27 protein-coding genes, 3 tRNA genes and 3 pseudogenes are annotated in these 26,425 nt (G+C 70.3%); 23 read left to right on the forward strand and 10 right to left on the reverse strand.

The window, feature by feature from the left end; translation table 11 throughout:
- The 4 genes from ACWD02_RS40860 to ACWD02_RS40875 form a co-directional block, all read right to left on the reverse strand.
- The coding region (locus tag ACWD02_RS40860; protein ID WP_451221432.1) for a 2-oxoacid:acceptor oxidoreductase family protein at window positions 1-947 on the reverse strand (947 nt) is incomplete at its 3' end.
- Window positions 948-1,229: 282 nt separating this feature from the next.
- Window positions 1,230-1,889 carry a LuxR C-terminal-related transcriptional regulator gene (locus ACWD02_RS40865; protein ID WP_451221542.1) on the reverse strand — a complete coding sequence of 220 codons (660 nt, stop codon included), beginning with the start codon at window positions 1,887-1,889 and terminating at the stop codon, window positions 1,230-1,232.
- Between the two features lie 212 nt (window positions 1,890-2,101).
- Window positions 2,102-3,460 (reverse strand): sensor histidine kinase, encoded by a 1,359-nt coding sequence (locus ACWD02_RS40870; protein ID WP_451221545.1) that lies wholly within the window; start codon window positions 3,458-3,460, stop codon window positions 2,102-2,104.
- 157 nt (window positions 3,461-3,617) lie between these two features.
- On the reverse strand, window positions 3,618-4,835 hold the full coding sequence (locus ACWD02_RS40875) for a sensor histidine kinase (protein ID WP_451221548.1): 1,218 nt from the start codon (window positions 4,833-4,835) through the stop codon (window positions 3,618-3,620).
- A 212-nt stretch (window positions 4,836-5,047) separates the two neighbouring features.
- On the opposite strand from ACWD02_RS40875, the gene ACWD02_RS40880 reads away from it, so the two are divergent.
- Genes ACWD02_RS40880 through ACWD02_RS40890 form a run of 3 tightly spaced genes read left to right on the forward strand, consistent with a single transcriptional unit; the run spans window position 5,048 to window position 7,289 of the window.
- Complete coding sequence (locus ACWD02_RS40880; RefSeq protein WP_266863289.1) at window positions 5,048-5,437, forward strand: NADH-quinone oxidoreductase subunit A; 390 nt, start codon at window positions 5,048-5,050, stop codon at window positions 5,435-5,437.
- Complete coding sequence (locus ACWD02_RS40885) at window positions 5,428-6,099, forward strand: NADH-quinone oxidoreductase subunit B (protein WP_451221435.1); 672 nt, start codon at window positions 5,428-5,430, stop codon at window positions 6,097-6,099. Before ACWD02_RS40880 ends, ACWD02_RS40885 begins: the two co-directional genes overlap by 10 nt.
- Window positions 6,096-7,289 carry an NADH-quinone oxidoreductase subunit C gene (locus ACWD02_RS40890; protein WP_451221438.1) on the forward strand — a complete coding sequence of 398 codons (1,194 nt, stop codon included), beginning with the start codon at window positions 6,096-6,098 and terminating at the stop codon, window positions 7,287-7,289. The genes ACWD02_RS40885 and ACWD02_RS40890 overlap by 4 nt, the downstream gene beginning before the upstream one ends.
- On the opposite strand, the pseudogene ACWD02_RS40895 reads toward ACWD02_RS40890, so the two are convergent.
- Window positions 7,207-7,392, reverse strand: a pseudogene (locus ACWD02_RS40895) (hypothetical protein); the annotation flags it as partial. The gene ACWD02_RS40890 and the pseudogene ACWD02_RS40895 overlap by 83 nt on opposite strands.
- On the opposite strand from ACWD02_RS40895, the gene ACWD02_RS40900 reads away from it, so the two are divergent.
- The 10 genes from ACWD02_RS40900 (at window position 7,310) to ACWD02_RS40945 (ending at window position 16,854) form a co-directional block, all read left to right on the forward strand.
- Complete coding sequence (locus ACWD02_RS40900) at window positions 7,310-8,254, forward strand: complex I subunit 1/NuoH family protein (protein ID WP_451221551.1); 945 nt, start codon at window positions 7,310-7,312, stop codon at window positions 8,252-8,254. The pseudogene ACWD02_RS40895 and the gene ACWD02_RS40900 sit on opposite strands and share 83 nt — an antisense overlap.
- Entirely contained in the window at window positions 8,255-8,815 is a 561-nt protein-coding gene (locus ACWD02_RS40905; RefSeq protein WP_451221441.1) for a NuoI/complex I 23 kDa subunit family protein, read from the forward strand.
- A 2-nt stretch (window positions 8,816-8,817) separates the two neighbouring features.
- Window positions 8,818-9,465 (forward strand): NADH-quinone oxidoreductase subunit J family protein, encoded by a 648-nt coding sequence (locus tag ACWD02_RS40910; protein ID WP_451221554.1) that lies wholly within the window; start codon window positions 8,818-8,820, stop codon window positions 9,463-9,465.
- The gene (nuoK, locus tag ACWD02_RS40915) at window positions 9,465-9,881 is read left to right on the forward strand and encodes an NADH-quinone oxidoreductase subunit NuoK (protein ID WP_451221444.1); all 417 of its coding nucleotides are present in this window, start codon (window positions 9,465-9,467) and stop codon (window positions 9,879-9,881) included. Before ACWD02_RS40910 ends, nuoK begins: the two co-directional genes overlap by 1 nt.
- On the forward strand, window positions 9,878-11,872 hold the full coding sequence (locus ACWD02_RS40920; protein ID WP_451221447.1) for an NADH-quinone oxidoreductase subunit 5 family protein: 1,995 nt from the start codon (window positions 9,878-9,880) through the stop codon (window positions 11,870-11,872). The genes nuoK and ACWD02_RS40920 overlap by 4 nt, the downstream gene beginning before the upstream one ends.
- 6 nt (window positions 11,873-11,878) lie before the next feature.
- The gene (locus tag ACWD02_RS40925; RefSeq protein ID WP_451221450.1) at window positions 11,879-13,477 is read left to right on the forward strand and encodes a complex I subunit 4 family protein; all 1,599 of its coding nucleotides are present in this window, start codon (window positions 11,879-11,881) and stop codon (window positions 13,475-13,477) included.
- Window positions 13,474-15,012 carry an NADH-quinone oxidoreductase subunit N gene (locus ACWD02_RS40930; RefSeq protein ID WP_451221453.1) on the forward strand — a complete coding sequence of 513 codons (1,539 nt, stop codon included), beginning with the start codon at window positions 13,474-13,476 and terminating at the stop codon, window positions 15,010-15,012. Before ACWD02_RS40925 ends, ACWD02_RS40930 begins: the two co-directional genes overlap by 4 nt.
- Window positions 15,013-15,199: 187 nt before the next feature.
- Window positions 15,200-16,063 (forward strand): zinc metalloprotease HtpX, encoded by an 864-nt coding sequence (htpX, locus tag ACWD02_RS40935; protein ID WP_451221456.1) that lies wholly within the window; start codon window positions 15,200-15,202, stop codon window positions 16,061-16,063.
- The gene (locus ACWD02_RS40940) at window positions 16,060-16,452 is read left to right on the forward strand and encodes a YccF domain-containing protein (protein WP_363212715.1); all 393 of its coding nucleotides are present in this window, start codon (window positions 16,060-16,062) and stop codon (window positions 16,450-16,452) included. Before htpX ends, ACWD02_RS40940 begins: the two co-directional genes overlap by 4 nt.
- 135 nt (window positions 16,453-16,587) lie before the next feature.
- The gene (locus ACWD02_RS40945; protein ID WP_190084388.1) at window positions 16,588-16,854 is read left to right on the forward strand and encodes a GlsB/YeaQ/YmgE family stress response membrane protein; all 267 of its coding nucleotides are present in this window, start codon (window positions 16,588-16,590) and stop codon (window positions 16,852-16,854) included.
- A gap of 132 nt (window positions 16,855-16,986) precedes the next feature.
- Here ACWD02_RS40945 and ACWD02_RS40950 read toward each other — a convergent pair whose 3' ends face one another.
- Window positions 16,987-17,475, reverse strand: coding sequence for a YajQ family cyclic di-GMP-binding protein (locus ACWD02_RS40950; protein ID WP_055564526.1), 489 nt, complete (start codon window positions 17,473-17,475; stop codon window positions 16,987-16,989).
- Window positions 17,476-17,677: 202 nt separating this feature from the next.
- Between ACWD02_RS40950 and ACWD02_RS40955 the strand changes: the two genes are divergently transcribed.
- Window positions 17,678-17,759 (forward strand) — tRNA-Tyr (locus ACWD02_RS40955).
- A 69-nt stretch (window positions 17,760-17,828) separates the two neighbouring features.
- Window positions 17,829-18,065, forward strand: coding sequence for a hypothetical protein (locus ACWD02_RS40960; protein ID WP_451221461.1), 237 nt, complete (start codon window positions 17,829-17,831; stop codon window positions 18,063-18,065).
- A 40-nt stretch (window positions 18,066-18,105) separates the two neighbouring features.
- On the opposite strand, the gene ACWD02_RS40965 is transcribed toward ACWD02_RS40960, so the two are convergent.
- The 3 genes from ACWD02_RS40965 to ACWD02_RS40975 form a co-directional block, all read right to left on the reverse strand.
- On the reverse strand, window positions 18,106-18,483 hold the full coding sequence (locus ACWD02_RS40965) for a nuclear transport factor 2 family protein (RefSeq protein WP_451221464.1): 378 nt from the start codon (window positions 18,481-18,483) through the stop codon (window positions 18,106-18,108).
- A gap of 96 nt (window positions 18,484-18,579) precedes the next feature.
- On the reverse strand, window positions 18,580-19,236 hold the full coding sequence (locus ACWD02_RS40970) for an NAD(P)H-binding protein (RefSeq protein WP_451221467.1): 657 nt from the start codon (window positions 19,234-19,236) through the stop codon (window positions 18,580-18,582).
- 74 nt (window positions 19,237-19,310) lie between these two features.
- On the reverse strand, window positions 19,311-20,606 hold the full coding sequence (locus tag ACWD02_RS40975; RefSeq protein ID WP_451221470.1) for an amidohydrolase family protein: 1,296 nt from the start codon (window positions 20,604-20,606) through the stop codon (window positions 19,311-19,313).
- Window positions 20,607-20,959: 353 nt separating this feature from the next.
- Here ACWD02_RS40975 and ACWD02_RS40980 point away from each other — a divergent pair.
- The 8 genes and pseudogenes from ACWD02_RS40980 to ACWD02_RS41015 form a co-directional block, all read left to right on the forward strand.
- Window positions 20,960-21,032, forward strand: a tRNA-Thr gene (locus tag ACWD02_RS40980).
- A gap of 48 nt (window positions 21,033-21,080) precedes the next feature.
- Window positions 21,081-21,153: transfer RNA gene (locus tag ACWD02_RS40985), tRNA-Met, on the forward strand.
- Window positions 21,154-21,244: 91 nt separating this feature from the next.
- Entirely contained in the window at window positions 21,245-21,409 is a 165-nt protein-coding gene (gene rpmG / locus ACWD02_RS40990; protein WP_004571794.1) for a 50S ribosomal protein L33, read from the forward strand.
- Window positions 21,410-21,493: 84 nt separating this feature from the next.
- A complete protein-coding gene (locus tag ACWD02_RS40995) occupies window positions 21,494-21,958 on the forward strand; it encodes an FAS1-like dehydratase domain-containing protein (RefSeq protein ID WP_451221474.1) in 465 nt (154 codons plus the stop codon).
- 4 nt (window positions 21,959-21,962) lie between these two features.
- On the forward strand, window positions 21,963-22,391 hold the full coding sequence (locus tag ACWD02_RS41000) for a MaoC family dehydratase (protein ID WP_451221477.1): 429 nt from the start codon (window positions 21,963-21,965) through the stop codon (window positions 22,389-22,391).
- A gap of 134 nt (window positions 22,392-22,525) precedes the next feature.
- Window positions 22,526-23,083: a TetR/AcrR family transcriptional regulator gene (locus ACWD02_RS41005; protein ID WP_451221480.1), complete on the forward strand. Its 558-nt coding sequence runs from the start codon at window positions 22,526-22,528 to the stop codon at window positions 23,081-23,083.
- Window positions 23,084-23,169: 86 nt separating this feature from the next.
- Window positions 23,170-24,590 (forward strand): annotated as a pseudogene (locus ACWD02_RS41010) (DHA2 family efflux MFS transporter permease subunit).
- 60 nt (window positions 24,591-24,650) lie between these two features.
- Window positions 24,651-25,724: pseudogene (locus tag ACWD02_RS41015) on the forward strand (UDP-N-acetylmuramate dehydrogenase); the annotation flags it as partial.
- 19 nt (window positions 25,725-25,743) lie between these two features.
- Here ACWD02_RS41015 and ACWD02_RS41020 read toward each other — a convergent pair.
- On the reverse strand, window positions 25,744-26,376 hold the full coding sequence (locus tag ACWD02_RS41020; protein WP_451221483.1) for an NAD(P)-dependent oxidoreductase: 633 nt from the start codon (window positions 26,374-26,376) through the stop codon (window positions 25,744-25,746).
- Window positions 26,377-26,425: the final 49 nt, after the last annotated feature.

Genomic DNA, 26,425 nt, shown 5'->3' on the forward strand with positions numbered 1-26,425 from the left:
TCGTCCTCGGCCTGGAAGGTGCGCACACCGAAGTTCTTGTGCTTGCTGAGCTCGTGCAGGATGTCCGAGGCCGGGGTGATGGGATACGAGCCCAGATAGAGCGGCAGATCCGCCTGCCGGCCCGCGGCGATCAGACCGTACGAGAGGGCCAGGTTCCCCGAGATGTTGCGGTAGGTGCCGGTGGGGAAGGCCTGGGCGGCGGGAGCGACCTCGTACGAGACCGCGAAGTCCTCCGTCGTCTCGCCGAAGTTCCAACCGGCGTGGAAGGCGGCGATGTTGGCCTCGGCGATGTCCGGCTTCTTGGCGAACTTCGTCCGCAGGAACTTCTCCGTTCCCTCGGTCGGCCGGTGGTACATCCACGACAACAGACCCAGCGCGAACATGTTCTTGCTGCGGCCCGCGTCCTTGCGCGAGAGGTCGAACTCCTTGAGCGCCTCGACCGTCAGCGTCGTCAGCGGCACCGGGTGGACGCTGTAGCCGTCCAGTGAACCGTCCTCCAGCGGCGAGACCTCGTAGCCGACCTTCTGCATCGCCCGTTTGGAGAACTCGTCCGTGTTGACGATGATCTCCGCGCCGCGCGGCACATCGGCGATGTTCGCCTTCAGCGCGGCCGGGTTCATCGCGACCAGGACGTTCGGCGCGTCGCCCGGCGTGAGGATGTCGTGGTCGGCGAAATGCAGCTGGAACGAGGAGACACCCGGCAGTGTCCCGGCAGGAGCACGGATCTCGGCGGGAAAGTTCGGCAGTGTCGAGAGGTCGTTCCCGAAGGACGCCGTCTCCGAAGTGAACCGGTCACCGGTGAGCTGCATGCCGTCACCCGAGTCACCCGCGAAGCGGATGATCACCCGGTCCAGACGGCGTACATCCTTCTCACCAGCATGCTTGCGCTGCTCTCCGACGACTGCCCCATCGGCCTGCTCGGCTGGGCTACTGACCTGGCTGGTCACTGAACTGGACCTCCCTCGGGCGGCTGAGCGGGAAGGGCTGGGCGACCGGCCTTCCCAAGGCCCACCCTACGTCTGTAAGGGTCGCCTTCCTGGGGTTGATCGCATGACGGACGCACTTTTGAGACGCTGCAATGCCCCGTTTTGTCATGGTCTGCCTCACCCTCCGGCCCGACATGGAAGACGCCCCCACTCATCCTTTGGTTCTAGGACTGTTCTCCGTGCTCGTGCTCGTGCGGTGTGCGGTTGCCGCTGCTGTCAATGAACTGACAGGGTGTCAGATGGCTAGGAGTTGAGGTAGGTGAGCACCGCCAGCACGCGCCGGTGGTCCCCGTCGCTCTGGGAAAGTCCCAGCTTCAGGAAGATGTTGCTGACGTGCTTCTCGACCGCGCCGTCACTCACCACCAACTGCCTTGCCACCGCCGAGTTCGTCCGGCCCTCGGCCATCAGACCGAGTACCTCGCGTTCGCGAGGAGTAAGCCCCGCGAGGACGTCCTGCTTTCGGCTGCGGCCGAGCAGCTGCGCCACGACCTCCGGGTCGAGCGCCGTGCCGCCCTGCGCGACACGCACCACGGCGTCCACGAACTCGCGCACCTCGGCGACACGGTCCTTGAGCAGATAGCCGACACCTCGGCTGGACCCGGCCAGCAGTTCGGTGGCGTACTGCTCCTCGACGTACTGGGAGAGGACGAGCACCCCGAGCCCCGGGAACTGGTGGCGCAGGTGCACCGCGGCCCGCACCCCCTCGTCGGTGTGCGTCGGCGGCATCCGCACGTCGGCGACGACCACGTCGGGCAGCGCGCCCGCGGAGGAGAGGTCGTTGATCGTCTTGATCAGCGCGTCCGCGTCGCCGACCCCCGCGACGACGTCGTGCCCGCGGTCGGTCAGCAACCGGGTCAGGCCCTCCCTGAGCAGCACTGAATCCTCGGCGATGACGACCCGCACTTTGTCCTCCACGTTCACGGCCCCCCGGCATATTTGATTCTGGTTGTCCCCCGGCACCTCAGTATCGCGCGTACGAACGCCTGCGAAGGGCGTAACGGCGTTCGCGGACAACCGCTTGCACCGTGCTCACTCGTCGCGGGCACGGCAGCACCCACCCGGCCTCCCCGCTCTGCGGGGCGACCGGGTGGGTGAGTGCGGAGGGCGATCCGCGGCTACGCCCGCCAGGGCAACTCGGCCGTCACCGTCGTGGGCCCGCCCACCGGTGAATCCACGACCAGGATCCCGTCGACCGCGTCGAGCCGCTCGGCGAGTCCGGCGAGGCCGGAACCGCCGGTCACGTCCGCGCCCCCGTCACCGTCGTCGGTGACCTGGAGCATCAGCCGGTCCTCGACCTGCCACACGTCGACCGAGCCGTGGGACGCCCGCGCGTGCTTGCTGATGTTCTGCAGCAGCTCGGAGACCGTGAAGTACGCGATGCCCTCGATCGCGGCCGCGGGACGCGCGGGAAGATCCACCTCCACCTGGACCGGAACCGTGCACCTGGCGGCGAGCGCGGAGAGCGCCGCGTCCAGGCCACGGTCGGTCAGGACCGCCGGGTGGATGCCGCGGGCCAGGTCGCGCAGCTCCTGGAGAGCCACCTTCACCTCGCCGTGCGCCTCGCCCACCATGCGCGCCGCCGCCTCCGGGTCCTCGGTCAGCTTCTCCTTGGCCAGGCCCAGGTCCATGGCGAGCGCCACCAGGCGGGCCTGCGCCCCGTCGTGCAGGTCGCGCTCGATGCGGCGCAGGTCGGCGGCGGCGGTGTCGACGACGACACCGCGGTCCGACTCCAGCTCGACGACGCGCGTGGCCAGGCTGGAGGGGCCGAGCAGACCGGCCACCATGACGCGGTCGACGGTGGTCAGGGCTCGGATGATCCAGGGCGTGGCGAGCGTGATCAGCAGGCCGGTGAGGGCGGTGACGCCGATCTCGAAGGGGTTGTCCAGGTAGATCTGGTGACCGTTGTCGCGGTAGAGCTGGATGCCGTCCTGGCCGCCCCAGACCGGGAAGAGCCACTGCCACAGCGGGTACGTGAGCATCGCCCAGCTGTACGTCCAGAAGATCACCGACACGGTGAAGGAGAAGACCGCCCAGGGCATGTGGAGGATGGAGTAGAGGACGTGCCGCCAGGAGACGCCGCTCTTGAGCACGGCACCCATCCACGCCATGGGCCCGCCGCCGTTCTTGGGCCGCAATGGCTCGGGGTTGGCCACCTCGACGCCCAGGAGCGCCCGCGCCCGCACCCGTTCGAGCGAGCCGATGCCGCGGCAGGCGGCAAGACCGGCGGCGAGCACCGGGATGCCGATGAACGTGATCAGCAGCCCCGCGCCGACCGACAGCATCGTGACCGCGAACGTGAACGTGACGATGCTGATCGGCAGGCTGAGGAGCACATAGCCGAACTCCTTCCAGGCGCGGGCCTCGATCGGCGCCCGCAGCCCGGCGGGGAGACGGTGCCGCCGATCGTCGAGGTCGGATCCCCGGAACTCCGAACGGTTCATGCGCCCGTACTCCTGTCCGTACTCCGTGGCCATCGGTGTCGTCCGTTTCTGCTCGGTCACGCTCTTCGGTTCACGCTCTTCGGTTCACGCTCGTTGGTTCACGCGCTGGTTCGGCGTCGTATCTCAAGCGTGCTGGCCGCGGCTGATCCGGACCATGTGGTGCGTAGGTGTCTTCGACCGGGGGTTTTCCCTACCCCCGGGCCGGCTGCTCCCGGTCCAGGCCCCGATCGCGCCACGGCAGCTCCGCCGTGATCGTCGTGGGGCCGCCCTCCGGGGACTCGATCACGAACAGGCCGTCGACCGCGCCGAGCCGGTCGGCGAGCCCCGCCATGCCCGAACCCCCGTCCAGACGCGCGCCGCCCCCGCCGTCGTCCCACACCTGGATGAGCAGCCGCTGGTCGGCACGCCACACGTCCACGGACGCCGTACGGGCCCCGCTGTGCTTGCTGACGTTCTGCAGGAGCTCGGAGACCGTGAAGTACGCGATGCCCTCGATCGCGGCGGCCGGGCGCGCCGGCAGATCGGCGGTCACCTTCACCGGGACCGTGCACCGCGAGGCCACCGAGGACAGCGCCGCGTCCAGGCCGCGGTCGGTCAGGACCGCCGGGTGGATGCCACGGGCCAGGTCGCGCAGTTCCTGGAGGGCCAGCTTCACCTCGCCGTGCGCCTCGTCGACCATCGCCGCCACGGTGTCGTCGGCCTGCCCCTCCAGAAGCTTCTCCTTGGCCAGACCGAGCCCCATGGCCAGTGCCACCAGGCGGGCCTGCGCCCCGTCGTGCAGGTCGCGCTCGATGCGGCGCAGGTCGGCGGCGGCGGTGTCGACGACGACACCGCGGTCCGACTCCAACTCCACGATGCGCCGCTCCAGTTCGTCGGAGGGGGAGAGCAGCCCGCGCGCCATCGCCCGGTCGGCGTTCGTCAGGCCGCGCACGATGTAAGGGAGCACCGGCCAGAGCACGAAGAGCCCGGTCAGGGTGACGGCGAAGGTCACCACGCCCCAGGGCAGCCGCATGAACGAGTACAGCATCGTGCGCCAGCCGACCGGATCCTTCAGGCTCGACCACAGCCAGCTGAAGAAGCCATGGCCCCGCTGCTTGGGCATCGGGCTCGGCTCGTCGATCCGCAGCCCGAGCAGTTTGCGCGCCCGCGCCCGCTCCGCCCTGCCGATCAGGCGGGCACCGAGCAGCGCGCCCGCGAGCAGCGGCAGGCCGACGACCGTCACGGCGAGACCGCCGCCGGCGGCGAGCGTCACGACCACGTAGACGAAACCGGCCACGCCGATCGGCAGGTTGGCGAGGAGGTGGGCGATCTCCTTCCAGGTCTGCGCGTCGTACGCCGCGAAGCGGGCGGGGGGCGGCGGCGCGTACGGCGGATGCGGCGGGTACGCCGAAGACGTGGTCGAGGACATGGCGCGTGCGGTCATATGCGTCAGACTGCACGGCTCGACGCCGCGATGCCATGAGGAGGGCCGCCAGGACTCCCGGGGGATAACCCCACCCGATGCGTGACGCTCTGCTTACCTCACCTTTAGCAGGCCCTAGACTCCCGTGCGTACAGATCGTCGAACAGTGCTGAGTGTCAGAGGCGGTCTCAGAGGCGGTCAGGGAGTGAGGGGCTGACGTGCACGTGACGAACGTCGCGGCGAGCTACTACCAGTCGTACTCCGTCGTCGGACTGCTCGCCGTCGTCGGCGTGCTGTTCGTCGCCGTCGCCTTCGGCGCGGGGCGCCTGCTCAGGCCCGTCGTGCCGACACCAGAGAAGCTCCTGACGTACGAGTGCGGTGTCGACCCGGTCGGCGAGGGATGGGCGCACACCCAGGTCCGCTACTACGTCTACGCGTTCCTCTACGTCATCTTCGCCGTCGACTCGATCTTCCTCTTTCCATGGGCGACGGTTTTCGCCGCGCCCGGCTACGGTGCGACGACGCTGGTGGAGATGTTCATCTTCCTCGGCTTCCTGACCGTGGGCCTGCTGTACGCATACAAGAAGGGCGTCCTCACATGGACGTGACCCCGGAGCGTCCTCGCACGGACGTGACCCCGGAGCCCGTGCTCCTGCCCGAGCCGACCGTGCTGTCCACGCCCGAGCCACAGAAGCTCGGCGTGCTCTCGCGGCTGGCCCCCGAGCCGATGAAGGTGGTCCTCAACTGGGGCCGCCGGTACTCGTTGTGGGTCTTCAACTTCGGCCTCGCCTGTTGCGCCATCGAGTTCATCGCCGCCTCCATGGCCCGGCACGACTTCATCCGGCTCGGCGTGATCCCGTTCGCGCCCGGCCCGCGCCAGGCCGACCTGATGGTCGTCTCCGGCACGGTCACGGACAAGATGGCCCCGGCCGTGAAGCGCCTGTACGAGCAGATGCCCGAGCCCAAGTACGTCATCTCCTTCGGCGCCTGCTCCAACTGCGGCGGCCCGTACTGGGATTCGTACGCGGTGACCAAGGGCGTCGACCAGATCATCCCGGTCGATGTGTACGTACCCGGCTGCCCGCCGCGGCCCGAGGCGTTGCTCCAGGGCATCCTCAAGCTCCAGGAGAAGATCGCGGCGGAGTCGCTGGGCGAGCGCTACGGCCGCGGGAAGGGGCATGGCAACCGTCCTTCCGCGGCAGCGCTGCAGAGCGGACTCGTGAAGCCGCCGGTGCCGGGCGAGGCCGCGGCGGGGGAGGGGACGTCATGACCGGCTGGCTGCCGAGCCCCGTCGAGGAGCTCTTCGGTGCCGAGGCCACGGCGGACGAGTCGTACGACCTCCTGACGGTCGACGTCCCGCCGAGCTCGTGGATCGCGGCGCTCGAAACCGCGCGCACGACGCTGACCTGCACCTACTTCGACTGGCTGAGCGCCGTCGACGAACCGGGCACGGGCTTCCACGTCTCGGCCCACGTCGTCGCCCTCTCTCCTGTACGTCGCCTCCTCATCCGTACGACCGTTCCGCACGAGGCCCCGGTCCTGCCGACGGCGGTCGACGTCTACGCGGGCGCGGCGTGGCACGAGCGCGAGACGCACGAGATGTTCGGCGTCGCTTTCGAAGGCCACCCGCACCTGGTTCCGCTGCTTCTGCCGGACACCTTCGAAGGGCACCCCCTGCGCAAGGACTTCGTCCTGGCGGCCCGGGTCGCCAAGGCGTGGCCCGGCGCGAAGGAGCCGGGGGAGTCGGAGCACGGCGGGCCCAAGCGCCGCCAGATGCTGCCTCCCGGCGTACCCGACCCGAACGAATGGGGCCCCCTGAAGGGCCAACTCCCGGCAGCCCCGGCCCGCCCGGCCCGCGGCGCCGCTCGAGCGGCGGGCGACCGTCCCGTACGCCGGGCGCGCACGGCGGGGGAGGGTTCGGCGAGCCAGGCGGCGGCTGCTGCTCCGGCGGCCGCGGGCCAGGCAGAGGCCGCGCAGCCGGAAGCCCGGACTCCGCGCCGCTCGCGCAGCGTGAGCCAGGGCTCGGCATCACAGCGAACGACGCCAGAGCCTGTTCCGCCAGCGGAGACACCACCGGAGGCAAAGCCTTCTCCGGCTCCTGAGCCCACTCCGGCACCGGGGGCGAAGCCGGAGCCCTCTCCGGCACCGGAGGCGAAGCCGGAGCCCTCTCCGTCCCCCGAGCCCTCTCCGGTACCGGAGCCGAAGCCCGAGCCCCGCGCGGTCAGTTCTGATGCCCCGTGGCACCAGGCCCGCCCGGCGTTCGAGGACACGGAGGAGCCCGCCCCGGCCGCCCCCGAGAAGCCCGCCGACACCGCACCGGCCACGACCGACGGCCCCGAAGCCAGCAGCCGCGAAGACAGCAGCCCCGAAGCCGGCAGCTCCGAAGACAGCACCCCCGAAGCCGGCAGCAGCGAAGCCGGCAGCCCCGAAGACAACGACCGCCCAGGAGGCTCGGAGTGACCGACGCGCTCGACGTCGCCCTGCGCCTCCTCGTCGTCTTCGCCGTGTTCCTCGTCCTGCCCCTGGTCATCGGCCAGACCGAGCACAAGGTGATGGCCCACATGCAGGGCCGCCTCGGCCCCATGTACGCGGGCGGCTTCCACGGCTGGGCCCAGCTCGTCGCCGACGGGGTGAAGTTCGCGCAGAAGGAAGACGTCGTACCGGCCGAGGCCGACCGCCGCATCTTCCAGCTCGCCCCCGCCATCGCCCTGCTGCCCTACCTCCTCGTCCTGATCGCCATCCCCATCGGCCCGAGCGAAGGCGCCGTCGGCCAACTCGTCGACGCGGGCATCTTCTTCGTGCTCGCGGTCATGGGCATCGGCGTACTCGGCTCGCTCATGGCGGGCTGGGCGAGCGCCAACAAGTTCTCCCTCCTCGGCGGCCTGCGCACCGCCGCCCAGCTCCTGGCGTACGAACTCCCGATGCTGCTCGCCGCGGCCTCGGTCGCGATGGCGGCCGGGACGGTGTCGCTCCCCGGCATCCTCAACGCCTTCGAGTGGTGGTGGCTGCCCTGGCAGATCGTCGGCGCCCTCGTCTTCTTCGTCGCGGGCCTCGCCGAACTCCAGCGCCCGCCCTTCGACATGCCGGTCGCCGACTCGGAGATCATCTTCGGTGCGTACACCGAGTACACGGGCCTCCGTTTCGCCCTCTTCCTCCTCGCCGAGTACGCCGGGATCGTCGTCCTCTGCGGCCTCACCACCGTCCTCTTCCTCGGCGGCTGGCACGGCCCATGGGGTGCCGACGGCCTCGGCTGGGTCTGGACCCTCCTGAAGACCGGACTGCTCGCCTTCGTCGTGATCTGGCTGCGCGTCAGTTACCCCCGTCTCCGCGAGGACCAGCTCCAGAAGCTCTCCTGGACCCTCCTCGTCCCGCTCGCCCTCGCGCAGATCGCGCTCACCGGAATCGTGAAGGTGGCGATCAACTAAATGCCTCCGATCCCTGGCAGCGGCCTGGCCAAGGGCCTCGCCGTCACCCTCCGCACGATGACGAAGAAGACCGTCACCGAGCAGTACCCCGAGCACCAGCCCGAACTCCCGCCCCGTACCCGGGGCGTCATCGGGCTCTTCGAGGAGAACTGCACGGTCTGCATGCTCTGCGCCCGCGAGTGCCCGGACTGGTGCATCTACATCGACTCGCACAAGGAGACGGTCCCGCCGGCCGTCGAGGGCGGCCGCGAACGCAGCCGCAACGTCCTCGACCGCTTCGCCATCGACTTCTCCCTCTGCATGTACTGCGGCATCTGCATCGAGGTCTGCCCCTTCGACGCACTGTTCTGGTCCCCGGAGTTCGAGTACGCCGAGACCGACATCCACGAACTCACCCACGAGCGCGACAAGCTCCGCGACTGGATGTGGACGGTCCCGGCCCCACCGGCCCTGGACCCCGCGGCCGAGGACCCCAAGGAGATCGTCACCGCCCGCAAGGCGGCGGAGAAGCTGGCCGCGGCGCAGGAAGCCGAAGCCGCCGGACAGGAGGGATCCGCGTGAGCGTGACCCTCGCAGCCGCCGCCCCGCAAGGCTTCCTCTCCCCGACGGGAGTGGAGATCGCCTTCCTCCTGGTCGGCCTCGTGACCCTCGGCTCGGCGATCGTCACCGTCACCACGAAGCAACTGGTGCACGCCGCCCTGTGGCTCGTGGCGACGCTGGGCGGCCTGGCCGTCGAGTACCTCCTGCTCACCGCCGAGTTCATCGCCTGGGTACAGGTACTGATCTACGTCGGTTCCGTCGTCGTCCTCCTTCTCTTCGGCCTGATGCTGACGCGGGCCCCCATCGGCCGCTCCCCGGACGCCGATTCGGGCAACCGCCCGGTCGCGCTCGCGGTGGCCGTCCTCGCGGCGGCCGCCCTGGTCTGGGTCGTCGTCGACGCCTTCCGGACGACCTGGATCGACCTCGACCGCGCCGCCGACGAGGCCCAGGGCTCCACCGCGGTGACCGGGCAGTTCCTCTTCCGGCACTGGGTGCTGCCGTTCGAGGCGCTCTCGGTCCTGCTCCTGGCCGCCCTGGTCGGCGCGATCGTCCTCTCCCGCAGGAACGCCCGCATGACCCGCCTGCCCCGCAAGACCCGCCTGCCCCGCAAGACCGACGCCACCGGCGACAGCCCCGTTACCGGTGCCGCCGGCGACAAGGAGCAGCGCTGATGCACCTCGCCTATCCCGCCGTCCTTGCCGCCCTCCTCTTCTGCGTGGGCCTGTACGGAGTGCTCGCCCGCCGCAACGCGATCCTGGTCCTGATGTCCGTCGAGCTCATGCTCAACGCCGTCAACCTCAACCTGGTCGCCTTCGACGTCTGGCTCCGCGACGCCCTCCACTCCGGCCAGGCCCTGACCCTCTTCACCATCGCCATCGCAGCCGCGGAGATCGGCATCGGCCTCGCGATCGTCCTGGCGGTCTACCGCAACCGCGGCTCCTCCGCCGTCGACGACCTCCGCGACACCGCCGAGGGGCCCGACGACCCCGACGACGATGACGAGGGCGACGCCGAGGGCGCGGCCACCGAAGAGCCCGCCCCGGCCAAGTCCTCGCAGAAGTCGCAGAAGGCTGAGGCCACCGCGTGACCACGACCACCCTCGCCGTACTCGTCCCCCTCCTGCCGTTCCTCGGCGCCGTCGCCGGCCTGCTGCTCGGCCGAACCGTCCCGGGTCTCGTACGTCCCCTCGCGGTGCTGCCCACCCTGGCGGCGCTGTTCATCGCCGTCATGGTCGCCGCCCGCCACGGCGGCGGCACCGACATCGACTCCGCCACCGAGCTCACCCCGACCGGCTCGGTCCCCATCGAACTCGCCCTGCACATCGACGGCTTCGCCGCCCTCGTCGCCGTCCTGGTCGGCGTCGTCGCCTCCTGCGTGCAGATCTACTCGACGGGCTACCTGCGCGACGACCCGCGCTACCCCTCGTACGCCGCTCTCGTCTCCCTCTTCACCTCCGCGATGCTGCTCGTCGTCTACTCCGGCGACCTGATGGTGCTCCTGGTCGGCTGGGAGATCATGGGCATCTGCTCGTACTTCCTCGTCGGCCACTACTGGGAGACGCCCGAAGCCCGCGCGGCCTCCCTCAAGGCCTTCCTGGTCACCAAGCTCGGCGACGTCCCCTTCCTGATCGGCCTGTTCGCGCTCGCCGTCGACGCCGGGTCGTTCCGCATCACGACCGTCCTCGCGACGGTCGCGGGCGGCGGCCTCGACCACCCGACGCTGATCGCCCTGCTGCTCCTCGCCGGTGTGGCGGGCAAGTCCGCGCAGTTCCCGCTGCACACCTGGCTGCCCGACGCGATGGCGGGCCCCACGCCCGTCTCCGCGCTCATCCACGCCGCGACGATGGTCGCCGCCGGTGTCTACTTCGTGGCCCGGCTCCTCCCGGTCTTCGCCGCATCCGCTGCGGCACTGGTCGTCCTCGCCGTCATGGCCGCCGTCACGATGGCCGGCTCGGCACTCGCCGCGCTCGCCCAGGACGACATCAAGCGTGTCCTCGCGTACTCGACGATCGGCCAGCTCGGCTATCTGACCGGCGCCCTCGCCGTGGGCGACCGCGGTGCCGCCGTCTTCCATCTCCTCTCGCACGGCGCCTTCAAGGCGCTCCTCTTCCTCGGCGCCGGCGTGATCATCCACGCCGCCGGCACCAACTCCCTCGCCGCGATGTCCCGTATGAAGGGCCTGCGCGACCGGGTCCCCGACGCCTTCTGGACGATGACCGTGGCGCTCCTGGCGCTCGCCGCGATCCCGCCCTTCAGCGGCTTCTTCTCCAAGGAAGCCGTCTTGGGCGCGGCCGAACACGCGGCCACCGGCCACTCCGAGACCGCCCCCACCGCGGCGGGCTGGATCGTCCTGATCGCCGGTCTGCTGACCGCCCTCCTCACCGCCGCCTACGCGACACGTCTGTGGCTGCTCGCCTTCAACGGCAAGGGCCCCGAAGCCCCGGACCACGGCCGCCAGCCGATCACGATGACCGCCGTGCTCTGGGTGCTCGCCGTCCCCTCACTCGCCTTCGGCCTGACCGTCGGCGTCCTGCCGGACTGGTTCGACGGCCACTCGCTCACTCCGACCCTCACCACCTCCGTCCTCGGCACGGGACTCGCCCTCGTCGGCGGGCTCGTCACGTACGGGGCGTGGCGCCACACCACGGCGCTCGCCGCCCGCCACCCGATGGGCGCGGTCGCCGCCGACGCGGGAGCCGACGGAGGCCTGGTCGAAGCCGAGGCCATCGCCTCGCACGCCCCCGTGTACGGAGACGTGGCCGCCGCCCACGACCCGGCCGACCCCGGCCGCCTCCTGCTCGGCCCGCTGCACCGGCACGCCGCCGTCGGCTTCCACCTCGACGCCGTCTACGCCGCCCTGTTCGTGCGCCCCGTCCAGGCCGCCGCGCGCCTCGTCCGGTTCCTCGACCGCGAGGTCGTCGAGACGTACGTGCGCGGTGCGGGCACCGCACCCCGCTGGCTCGGCGCGGCCGTCCGCCGCGCGCAGACCGGCAACGTGCAGACCTACCTGAGCGCGCTGCTCGCAGGCACCGTCGTCCTGGCTGTCGCCGCCGTCCTCGTCGCCACCGCCGGAGCGTGAGCAGCCGTGATCGATATCAGTGAATCCGTGATGCAGCTTCTTCTCGCGTTGATCGTGGTCGGCCCGCTCCTCGGCGCCGTGGCCGCCCTGCTCCCGGCCCCGCCCGGACTGAAGGGGAAGTCACCCGACCAGGCCGTGCTGCGCCACGGCATGATCGTGACCGGCGCGATCCTCATCGCGGCGATCGTCCTCGCACTCGGCTTCGACCATGACCACCCGTCAAAGATGCAGGCCACGACCGATATCAGCTGGATCCCCGCACTCGACGTGCGCATCCACCTCGGCATCGACGGCATCTCGCTCCCCCTCCTGGTCCTGACCGCGCTGCTGACCTTCCTCTGCGCGCTGTACTCCTACTTCAAAATGCCTGCGGGCCCGTCTCCCAAGGCATTCGTCGCGCTGATCCTCGTGCTCGAGTCCGGCACCCTCGCGACCTTCGCCGTCCTCGATCTGCTGCTGTTCTTCCTCGCGTTCGAGATGGTCCTCATCCCGATGTACTTCCTCATCGCACGCTGGGGCGGCGCCCAACGCACGCAAGCCGCCTGGAAGTTCATCCTCTACACGCTTCTCGGCTCCGTCGTGATGCTGCTCGGCCTCCTCCTCATCGGCCTCAAGTCCGGCACATTTGACATGGTGGCACTCGCCACTGACAACGACCCCGCCCTGAGCACATCCGTGCAGGTCATCGCCGTTCTGGCAATCGGGATCGGCCTCGCGGTCAAGACGCCGATGTGGCCGCTGCACAGCTGGCTGCCGGACGCGCACACCGCCGCGCCCACCGTCGGCTCGGTCCTGCTGGCCGGCGTGCTGCTGAAGATGGGCACGTACGGCTTCGTCCGGATCCTGCTGCCGATCACGCCCGACGGGATGCGCACCTTCGCGCCGTACCTCGCGGCCTTCGCCGTGGTCGGGATCATCTACGGTTCGCTCGCCTGCCTCGCCCTCGCCAAGCAGGGCGCGAAGGGCGACCTCAAGCGCCTCATCGCGTACTCGTCCGTGGGCCACATGGGCTTCGTGCTCCTCGGCATCTCGACGATGAGCCCGACCGGCGTGAACGGCGCGCTGTTCGCCAACATCGCGCACGGCCTCATCACCGGCCTGCTGTTCTTCCTCGTCGGCGCGCTGAAGGACCGCACGGGCACCAGCGACCTCGACACCCTCGCGCAGGAATCGGGCGCCGCGCTCTACGGCAGGGCGCCCCGCCTCGGCGGCCTCCTCGCCTTCGGCGCGGTCGCCTCGCTCGGCCTTCCGGGCCTCGCCGGGTTCTGGGGCGAGATGCTCGCCCTGTTCGGCGCGTTCAAGCCCGCCGAAGGACTCAGCCGCCCGGCCTTCCTCACCTTCACGGCGATCGCCGCCGTCGGCACCCTGCTCACTGCGGCGTACATGCTCATCGTCGTACGCCGCGTCTGCATGGGCCCGGTGGCTCAAGGGGCCCAGGGCGCCGCCAAGACCGACACCCCGGCGCTCGCCGACGTCCAGGGCTACGAGTTCGCCGCCTGGACCCCGCTCGTCGCCCTCACCGTCCTCGCCGGACTCTGGCCCGCCGCTCTGCTCGGCCTCACCGACCCGGCCGTGCAGCAGCTCCTCTCAGGAGGCAAGTCGTGACCGTGGCCGCCGAAAGCGCCGCCGGCGTCGTCCAGTCCGTCGACTGGCTCGCGATCGCTCCGCCCACCATCGCGGCGGTCGTCGGTCTCCTCGTGCTGGTCGCCGACCTCTTCGTGGGCGACAAGAAGAAGGCGCTGCTCGGCTGGGTCTCCGTGGCGGGCCTCGCCGTGGCCGCCCTCTCCCTGCTGCCGATCCTGAACGACGACCGGTCGACGTTCTGCCTGACCGGTGGCGCGGAGGCCTGCAGCTACACCGCCGACCGCTTCACGCTCGTCATCCAACTGCTCGTCATCGGCGGTGCCTTGCTTGCGGCGCTGCTCTCGATCAGCACACTCAAGGACGCGAACGGCACCGACAAGGAGCTCCCCGAAGGGGAGTTCTGGTTCCTGCTGCTCTCCTCCGCCGCGGGCGCCGCGCTGCTGCCCGCCTCACGCGACCTCGCCACGCTCATCGTCGCCCTTGAAGTCGCCTCCCTGCCCGCCTTCGCGCTCGTGGGCCTCAGGCACGGCGACAAGCGGTCCTCCGAAGCGGCCCTGAAGTTCTTCCTCTCCTCCGTCACCGCGACCGCCGTGACGCTGATGGGCGTCAGCTTCGTGTACGCCGCGACCGGGACCATGCACCTCACGGAGATCGCCGAGGAGCTCCAGCACGTCGACGGGCAGCTGGACACGCTCGCCCAGACCGGTGTCGCCCTCACCCTCGTCGGCTTCGCCTTCAAGGTGGCCGCCGTTCCGTTCCACTTCTGGGTGCCCGACACCTACGTAGGCGCGCCCTTGCCCGTCGCCGCGTATCTCTCCGTCGTCGGCAAGGCGGTCGGCTTCACGGGCCTGATCCTCGTCACCGTCGTCGCCTTCCCCTCGTACGCCGATGTGTGGGGCCCGGCGCTGGCCGTGCTCGCCGCTCTCACCATGACGGCGGGCAACGTGGCTGCGCTGCGTCAGCAGGCCACGCGCGCGTACAGCGCGGTACGTCTGCTCGCCTGGTCCTCGGTGGGCCAGGCGGGATACCTCCTGGTGCCGATCGCTGCCGCCGGATACGCCGACAACCCCGCCGAGGCCGAGAAAGCCGTCGGCTCCACCGTCGCGTACGCCCTCATGTACGCGGCCGTGAACCTCGGGGCGTTCGCCGTCGCCGCGCTCGTCGGCCGTACGCAGCGCCTGAACCGCGTCAGCGACTACCGGGGCCTGTACGCGAGGAGCCCCCTCGCGGCCCTGGTGCTCGGGTTCTTCCTGCTCTGCCTCGCGGGCCTGCCGCCGGGCATCATCGGCCTCTTCGCGAAGGTCACCGTCTTCTCGGCGGCGGTCGACGCGGGCCTCGGCTGGCTCGCCGTGGTGATGGCCGTGAACGTCGTGATCGCGCTCTTCTACTACCTCCAGTGGACCGCGCTCCTGTTCCGCGCCCCCGAGGGCCAGCCGGCCAAGCACCGCGTACCGGCCCCCCTGACGGTCGCCATCGCCCTGACCGCGGTCCTCGGCATCGCGCTCTCCGGAGCGCCGCAACTCGTCCTGAGGTTCTCCGACACCGGTCTGTTCTGACGGGCCGCCTTCCCCGTAGGGCCGCTCGGGCCGTCACCCGAGCGGCCCACGTCACTCCTGCGCCGCTCCCGCGCGCACAAGGGAACTAGTGCTCCCCGCCTGGCGTTGACCAGTACGGGAGGGTCCACTGAAGAGTGGAAGCACCAGCAGACAGAGGGTTCCCCCACGCACCACAGGAGGGCGTACCGTGCACCGCCGGCACAACGGGCTGAAGACCGCCGTACTCCTCGGGGGACTGTCCGCTCTCATCCTCGTCATCGGCAGTTTCTTCGGACGTACGGGCTTGATCGTCGCGCTCTTCGTGGCGCTCGGCACCAACGCGTACGCGTACTGGAACAGCGACAAGCTCGCCCTGCGCGCCATGCGCGCGCGCCCGGTGAGCGAATTCGAGGCCCCCCAGCTCTACCGCATGGTCCGCGAGCTCTCGACGCAAGCCCGCCAGCCCATGCCCCGCCTCTACATCTCGCCCACCGAGGCGCCGAACGCGTTCGCGACGGGCCGCAATCCGCGCAACGCGGCGGTGTGCTGCACCGACGGCATCCTGCGCCTCCTGGACGAGCGCGAGCTGCGGGGCGTCATCGGCCACGAGCTCAGCCATGTCTACAACCGCGACATCCTGATCTCGTCGGTCGCCGGCGCCCTCGCCTCGGTGATCATGTTCCTCGTCAACTTCGCCTGGCTGATCCCGGTCGGCAGGTCGAACGACAACGAAGGCCCCGGCATCTTCGGCATGCTGCTGATCATGCTTCTGGGTCCGCTGGCCGCCTCGGTCATCCAGCTCGCGATCAGCCGTTCCAGGGAGTACGAGGCCGACGCGTCCGGTGCGCAGCTCACCGGGGACCCCCTGGCCCTCGCGAGCGCCCTGCGCAAGCTCGACGCGGGGACGAAGCAGCTTCCGCTGCCGCCCGAGCCACGCCTTGAGACGGCAAGTCACATGATGATTGCGAACCCTTTCCGTCCGGGGCAGGGCATGTCCAAGATGTTCTCCACGCATCCGCCGATGGCGGAGCGCATTGCCCGGCTCGAGCAGATGGCAGGTCGCCAACAGTGAAGACAATCCTGAACGTCATTTGGCTCGTCCTGTGCGGCTTCTGGATGTTCCTCGGCTATCTCCTGGCCGGGGTGCTCCTGTGCATCACGGTCATCGGCATTCCGTTCGGCGTCGCCAGCTTCCGCATCGGCCGCTATGCCCTGTGGCCCTTCGGATACACGACAGTTGAGCGCCGCGACGCGGGCGCGCCGTCCTGCGTCGTGAACGTCCTGTGGCTGATCCTCGCGGGCTGGTGGCTCGCGCTCGGCCACATCGTGACCGGCTTCCTCCTGTGCGTCACGATCATCGGCATCCCGCTGGGCGTCGCCAACTTCAAGCTGATCCCGGTGTCGTTGATGCCGCTCGGCCGCGAAATCGTGCGCACGGACCAGCCGTTCGCCGCGCGCTGACATACTCGCCGGGCCGTGCCGCACAGCGGCGCGGCCCTCGTGTGTCATACACCGCATCAGGCTGACCACCGCAACCGCGCCCCGCTCCCGTGACGTCCTCAAGGACAACAGCACGAAGAGGGGCAGGTACACCGCATGGGCATCATCAGCTGGATCGTTCTAGGGCTGCTCGCCGGTGTCGTGGCCAAGGTCCTGCTGCCCGGCCGCGACCCGGGCGGTTTCATCGGCACGACCGTCATCGGCATCGCCGGCGCCTTCATCGGCGGCTGGCTCTCGGCCCGCTATTTCGACCGCCCGATAGCCACCGACATCTACGACGGCGCGACCTGGGCAGCCGCGATCGGCGGCTCGCTCGTCCTGCTCGTCGCCTACCGCATCCTCTTCGGCCACTCGCGCCGCTGAGCCATCCGCGCCCCCAGGCGCCGTTCCCCCGATCTGCGGCCAGCAGCAAGGGCGGGCACCCGGAGAGGGTGCCCGCCCTTCGGCGTCGTACGACGAGCGGCCAGCAGTACTTACTGGCGCACGCACCGGCAATCAGCGGTAGTTGACGAACTGCACCGCGAAGTCGAAGTCCTGCCCCTTGAGCAGCGCCTGTACGGCCTGCAGGTCGTCGCGGCTCTTCGAGCTGACCCGCAGCTCGTCGCCCTGGACCTGCGCCTTGACGCCCTTGGGGCCCTCATCACGGATGATCTTGGCGACCTTCTTCGCGTTCTCCTGGGAGATGCCCTCTTCAATCGAGGCGAAGATCTTGTACTCCTTGCCCGACAACTGCGGCTCGCCCGCGTCCAGCGACTTCAGCGAGATGCCCCGCTTGATCAGCTTGGACTGGAAGATGTCGAGGATCGCCTTGACCCGCTCCTCGCCGTTCGCCTCCATCAGGATCTTCTCGCCGGACCAAGCGATCGAGGCGCCCGTGCCCTTGAAGTCGTAGCGCTGCGAGATCTCCTTGGCGGCCTGGTTGAGGGCGTTGTCGACCTCCTGCCGCTCGACCTTCGAGACGATGTCGAAACTGGAGTCGGCCATGTCCTGTGGCTCCTTGTATCGGGGTCTGCGTACTCGGCTGGTGCACGGCCTTCGGTCCCTGGCCGCATCCGCAAAGCCTAGCCACCGCCCCCGCGCCGGGGGCCGATCAATCGGGTGGCGAAGCACCCCTGTCCATCAGGTATCGTTTACGTCGTTGCCACGGAACGCCGCCCCAAAGCGGACGCTTCCAGGCAGCGACCCAGGCGGTGTGCCCGAGCGGCCAAAGGGAGCAGACTGTAAATCTGCCGGCTCAGCCTTCCCAGGTTCGAATCCTGGCGCCGCCACACGAAGGAGACCCTCTCCGGTCTTGCGGAAACGCAAGTCGGAGGGGGTCTTTTCGTACGCTGAGGGGTATGTCGTCGATGCCAGCCATGCCGTCCTCATCGCGCCGCAGGAACTGCCTCGAGTGCCGCCGGGAGATCGCGGTCGTCGGAGGCCGGTTCGCCCGGCATGATCCGCCGGGCCCGCGCGGCCGCGGTGACCTCGTCTCCTGCCCCGGCTCGCGCAGGCAGGCCATGCTGGGCGCCGCACAGCCCGCTCTGGACGGTTACGCGGTCCCGGACTTCCCCGGGCAGCTCCCGCTGTTCTGAGGCGCTCCCACGGGCCTTCACGGCGTCCGGCGCGGGGCGGTCACCGCTGCCGTACGTCCATCCGGCTCACCAGGCCGTCTTCCCGGAACGTGTAGACGTGCTCGACCGTCGTCGGTGCCCAGTGGTCGCCCGTCTCGTCCCGCAGCCCCGGCCGCACGGTCGCCACGACCCGCCGCCCGTCGTCGTCGAGCCGTAGCCGCTCCAGGTGCACCAGGGGATGCATCACCGCGAACTGCCGTGCCCAGTAGGCGCGGACCGCGGCGATGCCCCGGGCGCGGGTGTTGTCCAGGAGGTTCGGCCAATTCACGTCGGGTGCCAGGGAGCGCGGGATGAACGCATCGCGCTCTTCGGTACCGAAGACGGCGTACATCTGCCGCAAGAGGGCTTCCTGCGCGGCGGGCACATCGGAAGCAGGCATGGCGTTCCTCACGTAGGCGGTGCCTCCAGCCAAGCACCGCCCCGCGCGCGGGGCATCCCTCAGGAGACCGACATACCCATACGGCCCGAACGAACGTCAGTTCCCCGCAACGGACTTGACCGCCACGGACACCGGCGTCGACCCGCTGACCAGCTCCAGTGTCAGGCCCGCCGTCGCCGACGAGTCGACCAGCTCGGCGAGGACCGCGGCCACGTCGTCACGCGGGATCGGCCCGCGCCCGGTCGACGCCTCCAGGCGCACGAGACCGGTGCCCGCGTCGTCCGTCAGCATGCCGGGGCGCAGGATCGTCCAGTCCAGGGCCTTGCGGCCGCGTACGGATGCGTCGGCCTCGCCCTTGGCGCGCAGATAGGCGTCGAAGATCTCGTCGCCCTTGTGCGCGGGGTCCGCGCCCATCGACGACACGACGACATAGCGCCGCACGCCCGCGCGCTCGGCCGCGTCGGCGAACAGTACGGCGGCGTCGCGGTCCACGGTGTTCTTGCGGTCGGCGCCGCTGCCCGGACCCGCGCCGGCCGCGAAGACCGCGGCGTCGGCGCCTTCCAGAAGCCCGGCCACCTCGTCGACGGACGCCGATTCCAGGTCGCACAGTGCCGCTTCGGCACCCGCGTCCCGCAGATCGGCCTCCTGCCCGCTTCTGCGGACGATCCCGACGACGTCGTCACCCCGCGCGGCGAGCAACCGCTCGAGCCGCAGCGCGATCTGACCATGACCACCAGCGATGACAATGCGCATGTCTCCGACCGTACGACAGCTCTCGCGTGATCGCCCCGCGCACGCGGGAGCACGCCAGGACGCGTCGCCCGCCCTCAGGAGGGTTCCGCGCCCTTCGGCCGTCCCGGACCGCTCCCCTGCGAGCGGCCCTGCCGGGGCAGGTCGAGCGCCACGGCGGCCGCCGAGTCGCAGTACTCCCGCACCGCGCTCGTCCGTGCCACCACGCGCCCCCGGTGCACCACGATGCGGCTGTACGCGAGCGAGAGCGCCCCCGCGAGATGGTCGCCCCGCACCGCCAGCAACTCCGCGGGGAAACCCGCCTCCACCCGGACCTGGGGGAGCCCCATCGCGGCCCGTGCCGCTGAGCTGACCGCGCCGTACGCGTCCCCGGGGCGAAGACCGCACCGCGAGGCCAGCAGATAGGCGGCTTCCAGCGGATCACCGCGCCCCACGGGGTTCGACACGTCCCGCATGGCCCCGCTGCCCGCGGCGACCCGCACCCCGGCCGCCCGGAGCAGCCGTACCGGCGCCACCGCTCCGCGCCGCTCCACGCTTCCGCACCCGCCCTGCGGCAGGCACACCACCGTCACACCGGCCGCCGCCAGCTGCTCCGCGGTCCGCCCGGCCACATCGGACGGCAGCCGCCCGAGCCCGCCGCACGGCCCGATCGTCACCCCGGGCCGCAGCCCGCCCGCCATCGCGGCGAGCCGCCCGAGCCGCGCCGGGTCGCCCCCGTCCGTGTGCAGGTCGACGGGGCAGCCGTGTTCGGCGGCGACCTCGAGGACCGCCTCCACGTACCCGGTGGGATCGGGGTCCAGGTCGGGGCAGCCGCCCACCACGGATGCGCCCATCTTCACCGCGTCCCGCAGCATCGCGAGCCCGTCGGCGCCGGCCACCCCGGTCAGCAGGCGCGGCACGGCCACGGCCGCCAGGTCGACCAGGCCGCGCAGCGAACGCCGCGCCTGCAGCACCGCCTCCATCGACGTGAGCCCGGGGACGTCGCCGATCCGCACGTGCGAGCGCAGGGCCGTCGCGCCGTGCCCGAGCTGCAGGAGGGCGGCCTCGGTGGTCCGGCGCTGGACGTCGGCGACCTCGTACGAGACCGGGCCCTCGGTGTCCGCGGACAGGGCCGTGTCGCTGTGCGCGTGCGGTTCGGCCGCGGCCGGCAGCAGGAGATAGCCGCCGAGGTCCACGCGCGTGCCGTGCGCGGTCAGGCTGCCCGCCGTGCCGACCGCCTCGATGCGTCCGGAGCCGAGCCGCACGTCCACGGTCCGGCCGTCGGTCAGCCGGGCGCCGCAGAGGAGCAGCGCGGAGGCGTCGGCGTCCTCACCGGAAGAGCCGGAAGAGCCGGAGGGCCCGGAGGAGTGGGGCTGCGGCTGGCTGTCGGGCATCGCGCTCCTGAGGCTCGGGGGCGGCTGCGGTGCGTGGCGTCATCCGGGACGGAGGCGTCCGGACGAAAACGTCCAAGATCACGCAGAGTGGGTCGAGCCTAGGGCGACGACCGGCCCTCTTCGAGGAGGAGCGAAATAGTCGTACCGGCGTGGTGTGGGGCTCGGTGCGGGACTCCGAAGAGGCGTGGCGGGGAGCTCCGGACAGGGGCGGTACGTGCCGCCGAACCGGTGTGGCGCGAGGCGCCGAAGTGACGTGGTGAGACGCCCGGGGCGACTGCCGAGATGCCCCCGGACAGCCCCGGCGAAACGGATTTGGGCGATCGGCGACCGACCGTGTAATGTCTTCATCGCTCGCCCCAATAGCTCAGTCGGTAGAGCGTCTCCATGGTAAGGAGAAGGTCTGCGGTTCGATTCCGCATTGGGGCTCTGATGTTGGTTGATCCTCGCCTTCGGGCGAGGGGATCCGGCATCTGCAGCGGTGTAGCTCAGTCGGTAGAGCAAGCGGCTCATAATCGCTGTGTCACCGGTTCAAGTCCGGTCACCGCTACTGAATTGGTAGCCGATTGTGGGGTCGGACCTTCGATCGGCTACTATTTTTTTGCGTTCATCCGTCCATCCGTCCGTCAAGGAGCACTCACGTGGCTGCCACAGACGTCCGCCCGAAGATCACGCTGGCCTGCGTGGAGTGCAAGGAGCGGAACTACATCACCAAGAAGAACCGGCGTAACGACCCGGACCGTCTTGAGATGAAGAAGCACTGCCCGCGCTGCAACGCGCACACTGCGCACCGCGAAACGCGCTAGACACAGGCTCGTACACGAGGCCGTCCCCGATTTCTGGGGGCGGCCTCGCGTCGTTTACCCATACCTGCAGGAGGTACGGAGTCCATGGCGCTCGACCAGTCCTTCGTGGGGCGGTCCTACCCGCCCACCGATCCCTATGAGGTCGGCCGGGAGAAGATCCGTGAGTTCGCCGAGGCGGTGGGTGACGCCAATCCCGCGTACACCGACGCGGAGGCCGCCAAGGCGTTCGGGCACCCTGATGTGATCGCCCCGCCGACTTTTGTGTTCGCCATCTCTTTCAAGGCCGCGGGCCAGGTCATCGAGGACCCGCAGCTGGGGCTCGACTACAGCCGGGTGGTGCACGGGGACCAGAAGTTCACGTACACCCGCCCGGTGCGTGCGGGGGACCGGCTGACGGTCACCTCGACCATCGAGGCCATCAAGTCGCTGGCGGGCAACGACATCCTGGACATCCGGGGCGAGGTCCACGACGAGGCCGGCGAGCACGTCGTGACCGCCTGGACCAAGCTCGTCGCGCGTGCGGCGGAGCCCGCGGCAGAGGGAGCGTGACGCGATGACCGCCAAGATTTCGTACGACAGCGTCGAGGTCGGCACCGAACTGCCGCCCCAGAGTTTCCCTGTGACGCGTGCCACGCTCGTCCGTTACGCGGGCGCTTCCGGTGACTTCAACCCGATCCACTGGAACGAGAAGTTCGCGGTCGAGGTCGGCCTTCCTGACGTCATCGCGCACGGCATGTTCACCATGGCCGAGGCGATCCGGGTCGTGACCGACTGGGCGGGTGACCCGGCCGCGGTCGTCGAGTACGGCGTGCGTTTCACCAAGCCCGTCGTCGTCCCGAACGACGACAAGGGCGCGCTGATCGAGGTCAGCGCGAAGGTCGCCGTGAAGCTCGACGACAACCGGGTCCGGGTGGACCTGGTGGCGATGAGCGGGGGCCAGAAGGTGCTCGGCATGTCCCGCGCCGTGGTCCAGCTCGCCTGACGGTCGCGGGTATCGCGGGTCGTACAAGTAAGCCGTACAAGTAAGGGGCGCCCGCTACAGCGGACGCCCCTTACTTCGTGGCTCGTCGTCACGACCACTTGACCAAGGTAGTGATTGGCCACTAACTTCATTACATGGTCAGGATGAGTGCGGAAGAGCGACGCGAGAGTGTCATCCGGGCGGCGATGATCGAGTTCGCCCGCGGTGGCTACAACGGCACGTCCACCGAGGTGATCGCCAAGCGGGTGGGTGTCTCGCAGCCGTATCTCTTCCGTCTCTTCCCGGGGAAGCAGGCCATCTTCCTCGCCGCGTCCGGGCGTTGCTGCCAGGAGGTCACCGAGGTCTTCAGGAAGGCGGCCGAGGGGCTCGAGGGGGAGGAGGCCCTGCACGCCATGGGTGAGGCCTATCAGGCGCTCATCGCCGACGACCCGGACAAGCTCCTCATGCAGATGCAGATGTACGTCGCCGTGGCCTCCGCGGAGGCGTCCGGTGACCGGGAGTTCGGCGAGGCGCTGCGGGCCGCCTGGATGGAGATGTACGACACGGTCCGCCTCGCACTGGGAGCGGATGTCGAGGAGACGACGCAGTTCCTCGCGTACGGGATGCTCGTGAACGTCCTGGTGTCCATGGGGTTCAGTCCGGAGCATCGGGTGTGGACCGGCTTCTACGAGTCGGTGCAGCCCAAGCAGTGAAGCGCGCGCTCCGGCGCGCGGCAGGGGGGTGCGTACTTTTGCGCCCATGAAAGTTAGTCATCAATAACTAACCACAGGGGAAAGCAATGTCACAGCAGCCAGCACGGCGCGGGGAAGCGGCCTGGGCCCTCGCCATCACCAGCGTCGCCGGATTCATGGCGGCCCTCGACAACCTCGTCGTCTCCGCGAGGACTTCGGGGGAGCGCTGCACGACCTCGAATGGACGGTGAGCGCCTACACCCTCACCTTCGCCGTACTGCTGATGTTCGGCGCGGCCCTGGGTGACCGCTTCGGACGCCGCAAGCTCTTCATCACGGGCCTCGCCATCTTCACCGGAGCCTCCACCGCCGCGGCCCTCGCGCCCGGCATCGAGGCGCTGGTCGCCGCCCGCGCGGTCCAGGGCGTCGGCGCGGCCATCATGATGCCGCTCACGCTGACCCTGCTGACGGCGGCCGTCCCGGTGGCCAAGCGCGGGATGATGTACGGCATCTGGGGCGCCGTCAACGGCCTCGCGGTCGCCAGTGGTCCGCTCATCGGAGGCAGCCTCACCGAACACATCTCGTGGCAGTGGATCTTCTGGCTGAACGTCCCGCTCGGCCTCGCGCTGCTGCCGCTGGCCCGCCTGCGGCTCTCCGAGTCGTACGGCACGGGAGCACCGCTCGACATCACCGGAACGCTGCTGGCCAGCGGCGGGCTCTTCGGCATCGTGTACGCGCTGATCCGCGGCAACATCGACGGCTGGACCAGTGCGACCGTCCTGGTCGGACTGATCGGCGGCGGCGCGCTCCTGGCCCTCTTCGTGCGCCACGGGATCCGAAGTGAGAACCCGATGCTGCCGATGCGGCTCTTCCGGAGCCGTGCGTTCTCGGCGATCAACGCGGCGAGCCTCCTCATGTTCGTGGGTATGTTCGGCTCGATCTTCCTGCTCAGCCAGTTCCTGCAGACCGTGCTCGGCTACTCGCCCACCGAGGCGGGCCTGCGGATGCTCCCCTGGACCGGCATGCCGATGCTCGTCTCTCCCGTCGCGGCCTTCCTCGCGGACCGATTCGGCGGCCGCCCCGTGGTGACCGCGGGCCTCGCGCTCCAGGCCGTCGGCCTCGCCTGGTTCGCGGTCATCGTGGACTCCGAGGTGTCGTACGCCGCCCAGCTCCCCGCCCTGATCCTCAGCGGGGTCGGCATGGCGCTGTACTTCGCCCCCGCCGCCAACCTGGTGATGTCCAGCGTCCGCCCGTCCGAGCAGGGCATCGCGTCCGGCGCCAACAACGCCCTGCGGGAGGTGGGCGGTGCCCTCGGCATCGCGAGCCTCGCCGCGGTGTTCTCCGCCCAGGGTGGCTACGAGTCCGCCCAGAACTTCGTGGACGGCCTCGGGCCCGCGCTGTGGGCCGGTGCCGCGATGGTCGCCGTGGGCGCGGTCGCGGCGGCGCTGCTCCCGGGGAAGGCGGCGACCGCGAAGCGGATCGGCGCCGAGCCGGCCGAGGCCGACGAGCGCACTGCGGCCGGAGTCTGAACCGGCTCCGCCCGTTCCTGCCCCCACGGTCCGTGGCCCCGCCCGAGCGGCGGGGCCACGGACCGTACCCTTGAGCACGTGCAGGAACTCCACGATGCTCCCCTCGCCCCGCTGACCACCTTCCGGCTCGGCGGTCCCGCGGCCCGTCTGATCACCGCGACGACCGACGCCGAGGTGATCGCCGCCGTCCGCGAAGCCGACGACTCCGGGACCCCGCTGCTGCTCATCGGCGGCGGCTCGAACCTGGTCATCGGGGACAAGGGCTTCGACGGCACCGCTCTGCGCATCGCCACGAAGGGCTTCGAACTCGACGGCACGAAGCTGGAGCTGGCGGCCGGCGAGGTGTGGACCGACGCGGTGGCCCGCGTCGTGGAGGCCGGCCTCGCGGGCATCGAGTGCCTCGCGGGGATCCCGGGCTCCGCGGGCGCGACGCCGATCCAGAACGTGGGGGCGTACGGCCAGGAGGTCTCGGCGACCATCACTGAAGTGGTCGCGTACGACAGGAAGACCCACGAGACGGTCACCGTCCCGAACGCCGAGTGCGACTTCTCGTACCGCCACAGCCGTTTCAAGGCCGAGCCCGACCGCTTCGTGGTGCTGCGTGTCCGCTTCGCTCTTGAGGACGCCCAGGGGATGAGTGCCCCGCTGAAGTACCCGGAGACGGCCCGCACGCTCGGCGTCGAGGCGGGCGACCGGGTGCCCGCGGCCGTCGCCCGTGAGACCGTCCTGAAGCTGCGGGCGGGCAAGGGCATGGTGCTGGACCCCGAGGACCACGACAGCTGGTCGGCCGGGTCCTTCTTCACCAACCCGATCCTCACGGAGGAGGAGTTCACCGCGTTCCACGCGCGCGTGGTGGACCGTCTCGGCCCGGACGTGGCGCCTCCCGCCTTCCCGACGGAGGACGGCCGCGTGAAGACCTCCGCCGCCTGGCTCATCGACAAGGCGGGCTTCACCAAGGGCTACGGAGAGGGCCCGGCGCGCATCTCCACCAAGCACACCCTCGCCCTGACCAACCGCGGCGGCGCGACCACGGAGGACCTGCTGGCCCTCGCCCGTGAGGTCGTCGCCGGGGTACGGGACGCCTTCGGGGTCACGCTGGTCAACGAGCCGGTGACGGTGGGCGTCAGCCTCTGAGCCCCCGGTGGGCGGCGGGCTAGTAGGCGACGCCCACGCCCTGCTTCACCGTCGTCAGGTCGTCGACCGCCGCCAGCATCGCGTGCGCCACGTCGGCCCTGCCGATGAACCGCCCGCTGGTGGGCGTGCCCCCGACGACCCGGCGGTAGACACCCGTGGCCGGCTTGTCCTGCAGCCTCGGCGGGCGCACGGACGTCCAGTCCGTCGCGCTGGTCGCCAGGTCCGCCTCCATGGCCCGCAGGTCGTCGTACACCGGTTTCAGGATCTTGCTGACCAGGGCGCCCGCGATCCGGTCGAGCACCGTCTGGCGCTCGGGAGGAGGACCCACCGGTGACGCGCTCACCACCACCAGTCTGCGCACCCCCTCGGCCTCCATCGCGTGCAGCACCGAACGTGTGAGCGGTGCCGCGATCCCCGCGTCCGCCCTCTTGTGCGGTCCGAGCCCCGAGAGGACGGCGTCCCGTCCGGCCACCGCCGCCCGCAGGGCCTCCGGATCGGTCAGGTCGGCCCGGAACACCTCGAGGCCCTCGCCCGTCGCCCTCAGCCGCGAGGGATCACGCACGACCGCCGTGACCTCGTGGCCCGCCGCGAGCGCCTGCCTGACGATCTCCCCGCCGACACCTCCGGTCGCACCGAACACCGTGAGCCTCATCGCGCACCCTCCCCAGGTGGGTAAGTATTCACTCACCCCTAGGGTGAGT

The organism is Streptomyces sp. NPDC002853 (assembly GCF_053591915.1).

Excerpts from the sequence above, each read along its gene's own strand:
- ACWD02_RS40875 (WP_451221548.1), bottom strand. The coding sequence starts at position 4,835 with ATGTCCTCGACCACGTCTTCGGCGTACCCGCCGCATCCGCCGTACGCG.
- ACWD02_RS41000 (WP_451221477.1), top strand. The coding sequence starts at position 21,963 with ATGACCGCCAAGATTTCGTACGACAGCGTCGAGGTCGGCACCGAACTG.
- ACWD02_RS40965 (WP_451221464.1), bottom strand. The coding sequence starts at position 18,483 with ATGCCTGCTTCCGATGTGCCCGCCGCGCAGGAAGCCCTCTTGCGGCAG.
- ACWD02_RS40975 (WP_451221470.1), bottom strand. The coding sequence starts at position 20,606 with ATGCCCGACAGCCAGCCGCAGCCCCACTCCTCCGGGCCCTCCGGCTCT.
- ACWD02_RS40960 (WP_451221461.1), top strand. The coding sequence starts at position 17,829 with ATGTCGTCGATGCCAGCCATGCCGTCCTCATCGCGCCGCAGGAACTGC.
- ACWD02_RS40995 (WP_451221474.1), top strand. The coding sequence starts at position 21,494 with ATGGCGCTCGACCAGTCCTTCGTGGGGCGGTCCTACCCGCCCACCGAT.
- ACWD02_RS40970 (WP_451221467.1), bottom strand. The coding sequence starts at position 19,236 with ATGCGCATTGTCATCGCTGGTGGTCATGGTCAGATCGCGCTGCGGCTC.
- ACWD02_RS40885 (WP_451221435.1), top strand. The coding sequence starts at position 5,428 with ATGGACGTGACCCCGGAGCGTCCTCGCACGGACGTGACCCCGGAGCCC.
- ACWD02_RS40890 (WP_451221438.1), top strand. The coding sequence starts at position 6,096 with ATGACCGGCTGGCTGCCGAGCCCCGTCGAGGAGCTCTTCGGTGCCGAG.
- ACWD02_RS41020 (WP_451221483.1), bottom strand. The coding sequence starts at position 26,376 with ATGAGGCTCACGGTGTTCGGTGCGACCGGAGGTGTCGGCGGGGAGATC.
- ACWD02_RS40905 (WP_451221441.1), top strand. The coding sequence starts at position 8,255 with ATGCCTCCGATCCCTGGCAGCGGCCTGGCCAAGGGCCTCGCCGTCACC.
- ACWD02_RS41005 (WP_451221480.1), top strand. The coding sequence starts at position 22,526 with ATGGTCAGGATGAGTGCGGAAGAGCGACGCGAGAGTGTCATCCGGGCG.
- ACWD02_RS40870 (WP_451221545.1), bottom strand. The coding sequence starts at position 3,460 with ATGGCCACGGAGTACGGACAGGAGTACGGGCGCATGAACCGTTCGGAG.
- nuoK (WP_451221444.1), top strand. The coding sequence starts at position 9,465 with ATGCACCTCGCCTATCCCGCCGTCCTTGCCGCCCTCCTCTTCTGCGTG.
- ACWD02_RS40950 (WP_055564526.1), bottom strand. The coding sequence starts at position 17,475 with ATGGCCGACTCCAGTTTCGACATCGTCTCGAAGGTCGAGCGGCAGGAG.
- ACWD02_RS40945 (WP_190084388.1), top strand. The coding sequence starts at position 16,588 with ATGGGCATCATCAGCTGGATCGTTCTAGGGCTGCTCGCCGGTGTCGTG.